Below are 5,911 nucleotides of genomic sequence, written 5' to 3' on the forward strand. Positions count from 1 at the left end.
TGGGCCCGGCGCCGTCCGATGCGGCCACGCTGCCGGGCAAGCTCGCGCCGCCCGAGTGCCGCGCATGAGACCTGCGCCGGTGAGCCGCCGGTGCGAGCGAAAAACGTGAGCGGGCAACGGTGACTGCGGGCATGAATGCGTCCTTGCGTACGATTCTGCGTGCGAACCCGCGCACGCGGGCGGCATTTGCTTCGATGCCGCCCGCACAGGGAGGGAAAAGTTTTGTATAGTGCGCCGGTTGCTGACGCCCCCGATCCCCATGCCTTCTCCATTTGCGCGCTACCTTACGTTCGTCTTGCTGGCTCTCGCGTTGACGCTGCCTTATGCGGTCGTCAACCACACCTATCCGATCCCGACGTTCTATGCCGAATTCACCGCGCTGGCGCTCTACCTGCTGGTAGGCGCAGGCGTCTGGCTGCTGGTGCGCTCCGCGCGGCCGGCCGTCGACTTCGCCGTGCCAACGGTGGCGCTGGTGCCGCTCGGCTTCGGCTTGCTGCTCGCGGTGCAGACCGCGGTGCTGCACCTCGCGCAGCCGTCGATGAACTGGCTCGGCGTCGGCTATCTGCTCGCGGCCTTCATGGCCACGCTTGCGGGCTACAGCATCACGCGCGTCGGCCTCGCGCGCACGGCGGTGGTGTGGGGTTCCTGGGCGCTCGTGATCGGCGGCCTGTTCTCGGTGTTCTGCCAGGTCATCCAGTTGCTGCATCTGGAAACCAAGGTCACGCCGCTCGTCGTCGCCTATAACGTGCAGTTCCAGCGCCGGCCGTTCGGCAACATGGCGCAGGCCAATCACCTCGCCACCTATATTTCCTTCGCGATGGCCGCGGCGCTCTATCTCGTGCAGACGCGTCGTCTGAACGTGCTGCTGTGGGGCGTGCTCTCGGCGATCTACGCAGGCGGACTCGCGCTCACCGTGTCGCGCGGACCGTGGCTGCAGATGGCGGTGATCGTGGTGGCGGGGCTCTGGATGGCGCTGTCGGCGTCGCGCGGCGTGCGTGGCGAAGACGGCTCGGCGAGCATGAAGGGCGGCGCGCGCGCGTGGATCGTGCCGGTCGTGCTGGCGGTGATCTTCGTCGGCATGAACGCGTTCGTGCGCTGGGCCAACGTGCACTATCAGCTGCAACTCGACCAGTCGGCCGCCGACCGCATGAAGGACGCGAGCCAGATCGCGCCGCGTCTCGCGCTGTGGCACTACGGCCTCGCGATGTTCAAGGCGCATCCGCTGCTGGGCGTGGGTTGGGGCGATTTCCCGATCCACCAGTTCGAACTTGCCCGCACGCTGGGCGGCGTCGAGATCGCCAATAACTCGCACGACATCTTCATCGACCTGCTCGCGAAGACCGGCGTGGTGGGCTGCGGGATCGTCGTGATCGGGCTGCTGGCGTGGTTCGTGCGCTCGCTGCTCGCACCGCACACGCCCGAGCGCATTTTCGGCTTCATGCTGATCGGCGCGCTCGTCATGCATGCGCTCGTCGAATATCCGCAGCAGTACATGTTCTTCCTGCTGCCCGCGATGTTCGTGTTTGGTCTGTTCGAAACGAAGCGGCTGCGCTTCGTGCCGCCGCCCGTCGTGATGGGCGCGTATGCGCTGGTCGTGTTCGGCGGCATCGCGTCGCTGTGGCCGGTGATGCGCGATTACAACCGATCCGAAGTGCTTTACTACGGCGCGCATCCGGCGCAGCAGTACGGCGATGCACCGTCGTTCCTGTTCAGCGCGTGGGGCGATTACGGCATGGCCACGCTCATGCCGATGAACGCTGCCGATCTGCCCGCCAAGCTCGCGGCGCATCAGCGTGCGATCGCGCTGCTGCCGGGCGAGACGGTGCTGCGCCGCTATGCGGTGCTGCAGGCGCTCGACGGCAATACAGAAGGTGCGTTCGACACGGTGGAACGCCTGAAGATTTTCGCGCAGGAACTGCACGACTGGCCGACGCAACTGGCCGCGCTCTACAGTCTTTGCGAGAACGAGCCCACGCTCGACGGCTTCAAGGCGGCGCTGCTGAAGAAGTACGGCAAGCCGCCGGCGTCCGCGACAGAGGACGACGACGATTCGGACGATTAAGCGATTCGTCCGGTAGGGGAAGAGAAAAGCGGCGGACTTGGGTTCGCCGCTTTTTTTTCGTCTTGGTGATTGGTTCCGGTGGTACCAGAATCCGCTGCGGACTTGCTCATCAATGAGACGTACTACTGGCGAACGGAGAACTATTGTGCGGTGGTTGTCCGGTTGTGCGCTTCCTTCGAGAGGCTTTCTAATTAAGAGGCGCTGCCAATCTCAGGAAGCTGGAGGGTTTGCTCGTTCTCGACCTCGTTATATGTTCGTCCGCTCTCGGTTTTCCACGCGTCGCGCCCATTAATGGAATAGCCAACAATGATTGCGGCAGCCTGTGACGGGCTTGAAAAGGGATAGTCTCGAGTGAAGCGAAGCTTAGCTCCTGAAGCTTCGACGATGCCCTCTGCGATGAGCCGTTCTTTGTGCGCCTTGTAACCACCAGACAAGCTTTCTGCATTGTCCAATGCTGCCTCCGATCCCGACAGGACAACGAGACCTTCATCCCCGCGCACCGCACGTGCGGAGATGCCGCCTACGCGAAGATAAAAGACAAGGTTGGCTTCGCTGTTTCCAGAGGTATCTGTGTACAACTCGCTGTGTTCGGCTTGGGCGGGGGCCGATGGTGGAACTGGCTTCAGTGAAAGCGGCTCAAGCAGGCGGTGCCCGAAAACACCTAGAAGCACGCGCACGTCCTCAACAAACTCCTTCATCGCGTCCCGGTCGCCGCGAGGGAGATTTGCTTCTTGGGGAGTATTCGAATTTTGGACCGCGTATCGCCCGGCCTTGCATGCGAGGTCGTGCAACTGTGCTTCTAGATACCTGACATGTGCCTTGGTGAGGTTGTCGTCTTTACTTGTAAACGCGATCACCTCGTTCCAGAACTCCTTTTCCTGCACGTGATTCTTTACTCGATCGAAAACGTCTTCCGCTTCCCCCACGTAGGCAGCGTCGCGACCTTCATTGTCCGATCCAAATAGGAAGTAGACTCCTGGTCGTCTGGTTTCCGGCCATTCCTTTAATTCGGGAAACCGGACGCGAGGACACGCGATGCCTTGACCGCTCCAATTGACGATTTCTCCGTGACGAATGCCGGTGGCGACGCCATCAGCCAAGTAGATTCTTATACTTTTGCCCACCTTAAATTCCCTATTTCCAGTAGCTGCGATTCTGCGTGGCGCGCCCTAGGCATTCTACGTCCCTTGTTGCTAGGCCTTGACCCTTAAGCGAGAGGCGGTTCGCCGGCGAGTTGCTCGCAGATGAATTTCGAGCAGAGATCTGTCAGGCGGGACGGTCCATCCTGATCACCAGCTGGCGCGGGTCCGGTGCGCACACTCGTTGGAAAGTATTGGTCACCGTAGATGCCGCCAAGCATGCAGCTTTTCCTATTTCGATTCGGGACAATCCTTCTTCACCTGCGTAACGCATCAGGACGAGGACTTTTTCGTCAGCCTTTAAGTCCGTACGTTGCACAAGCGGCACGCGCTGCAAATGCCGACGCTTGGGACGTCGCTTTGCTCCATTCGGACAAGCATGGTCATAGCAGGGAAAACGTGATCGTGGAGTATTGCATTTGCCACCAACGAGCAGCGTTGCGGCCTGCACTTCAGAACCACTTCAGTTGTTGAAGATCGTTATTAATCAATTACTTGATTCGCTCCGCCACCCAATCCCCCGACTTCCCGCCATGCTTTTCCAGCACGCGCACGTCGGTGATCGTCATGCCGCGATCGACGGCTTTACACATGTCATAAACCGTCAGCAGACCGACCTGCACGGCGGTCAGCGCTTCCATCTCCACGCCGGTGCGGCCGAAGGTTTCGACCTGCGCCGTGCAGTGCACGCCGGGCAGCGTCTCGTCGAGCGCGAAGTCGACCTTGACGCGCGTGATCGCGAGCGGATGGCACAGCGGGATCAGATCGGCGGTGCGCTTCGCGCCCTGGATCGCGGCGATGCGCGCGACGCCGATCACGTCGCCCTTTTTGGCGTTGCCGTCGCGCACGAGCGCGAACGTCGCGGGCAGCATGCGGATCGTGCCGCTGGCCACGGCGACGCGTTGGGTCTCGGCCTTGCCGCCGACGTCGACCATGTGGGCGTCGCCTGCGGCGTCGAAATGCGTGAGTTCGGACATGGTGGGCTCCTGGCTGCATGACGCCGGCGACGCGTGCCGGCGCGGCTGGCCAATAACGCGCGCGCAGGATTTGCGCGCAAAACGTGCGATGAAGAAGGGCGCTTATCTTAGCAGCGCGGGCGCGGCACGACGCGCCCCGACGCGTTTCGACATGCTTCGATGCACCCGCGTCATCGCGGCCGCGAGGGCGGGATCGCGCGCCGCGCCGGGCTACAATCGGCGCGTGGCTGGCGGGCTGACTGTCGCGCCAGCGTCCGCTTTGCACGCCTGCTTTGCGACCCTGCTTTGCGACCTTCAGATCGATGCCCCTGAAACGGCTCCTGGCTGTCTGGTTGTGCGTCTCGCTCGCGGTTCCGCCGCAGGCGTCGGCGTCGGGTGCGCAAGCGTCGTCGGCGAGCGGTTCGCCGCCCGCCGCCGTGCTCGATCTGCGTGCGGCCGACATCGCGCGCTCCACCGCGCCCGCATCCGCATCCGCTTCAAGTGCCACCTCCGCCACACGCCCCACGACCAACCTGACGCTCGCGCCCAACGCGCCGGCGCTCGTCAGCGGCCCGCTCGACGACGCAGGCGACGTCGCGTTGCCCGCCTCGATTGCGCAAGGCGTCTTCGGCACCTACGGCGGCGCGCAGTCGCGCTTCGGCGAAGTCGGCTCGACGCATCCGTCGGGCCCCGGCGTCTACGGTAGTTCGAGTGTGCGCCGGCCCGCCTGGGTCCCGCAACTGCCCGATCTCGGCGATGGCTCGGGCGGCGCGCTCACGCCGCAAGCCGAACGGCGCGTGGGCGTGCGCGTCATGCGCGATATCCGTCGCGATCCGGACTACATCGGCGACTGGCTCGTGCTCGATTATCTGAACGCGGTGGCGGAGCGGCTCGCGGCATCGGCGTCGGCGCAGTTCATCGGCGGCTATCGGCCCGACTTCGAGATCTTCGCGATGCGCGATTACCAGATCAACGCGTTTTCGCTGCCGGGCGGTTTCATCGGCGTGAACACGGGCTTGATCATCGCGACGCAGACCGAATCCGAGCTGGCCTCCGTGCTCGGTCACGAGATGGGCCACGTGCTGCAGCGGCACATCGCGCGCATGCTCACGCAGAGCGAGCACAGCGGCTACGCGGCGCTCGCGGGCGTGCTGCTCGGCATTCTTGCGGGCGTGCTCGCGCATAGCGGCGACCTCGGCAGCGCGATCGCGCTCGGCGGCGAAGCCTATGCCGTCGACAGCCAGTTGCGCTTCTCGCGCGCGGCCGAGCACGAGGCGGACCGCGTCGGCTTCCAGTTGCTCGGCGGCGCGGGCTACGACACGTGGGGCATGGTGGCGTTTTTCGAGCGGCTCGAACGTGCGTCGATGAGCGAGGCGGGCGTGCCCGCCTATGCGCGCACGCATCCGCTGACCGGCGAGCGCATCGCCGACATGGAGGACCGCGCGCGCCGCGCGCCTTACCGGCAGCCGCGCCAGGCGCCCGAGTACGGTTTCGTGCGGGCGCGCGTGCGGGTGTTGCAGGACCGCTCGCGTCACGAATATCTCGATGAGATCGCGCGTCTGCGTGCCGAAATCGACGACCGCACGGCGCTTAACGTGGCCGCGAACTGGTACGGGATCGCCGTCGCGCAGACGCTGCTCGAAAGTTATGACGATGCCGCGCAGTCGCTTGCCACGGCGCGCGCGGCGTTCGTGCGCTTCGAGGCCGCCGAGGGCAACGACCGCGGCAAGCCGCGCAGCTCGCCGAGTCTCGAC

Annotated in this window: 4 protein-coding genes; 2 read left to right on the forward strand and 2 right to left on the reverse strand. The window is 64.3% G+C overall.

The genetic code is table 11. The features are described 5' to 3' along the window. The first annotated feature begins 259 nt into the window (after positions 1–259). A complete protein-coding gene (locus G3N97_RS35340) occupies positions 260–2,062 on the forward strand; it encodes a Wzy polymerase domain-containing protein (protein ID WP_205997470.1) in 1,803 nt (600 codons plus the stop codon). 191 nt (positions 2,063–2,253) lie between these two features. On the opposite strand, the gene G3N97_RS35345 is transcribed toward G3N97_RS35340, so the two are convergent. Beyond that, a complete protein-coding gene (locus G3N97_RS35345) occupies positions 2,254–3,162 on the reverse strand; it encodes a GIY-YIG nuclease family protein (RefSeq protein ID WP_205997471.1) in 909 nt (302 codons plus the stop codon). Positions 3,163–3,692: 530 nt separating this feature from the next. After that, positions 3,693–4,178: a cyclic pyranopterin monophosphate synthase MoaC gene (gene moaC, locus G3N97_RS35350; protein ID WP_205997472.1), complete on the reverse strand. Its 486-nt coding sequence runs from the start codon at positions 4,176–4,178 to the stop codon at positions 3,693–3,695. 302 nt (positions 4,179–4,480) lie between these two features. Between moaC and G3N97_RS35355 the strand changes: the two genes are divergently transcribed. Further along, positions 4,481–5,911: M48 family metalloprotease (locus G3N97_RS35355; protein WP_205997473.1), on the forward strand; the 1,431-nt coding region annotated here is incomplete at its 3' end.

The sequence above is a fragment of the Paraburkholderia sp. Ac-20347 genome (genome assembly GCF_017104805.1).
In the GTDB taxonomy this organism is placed as follows: domain Bacteria; phylum Pseudomonadota; class Gammaproteobacteria; order Burkholderiales; family Burkholderiaceae; genus Paraburkholderia; species Paraburkholderia tropica.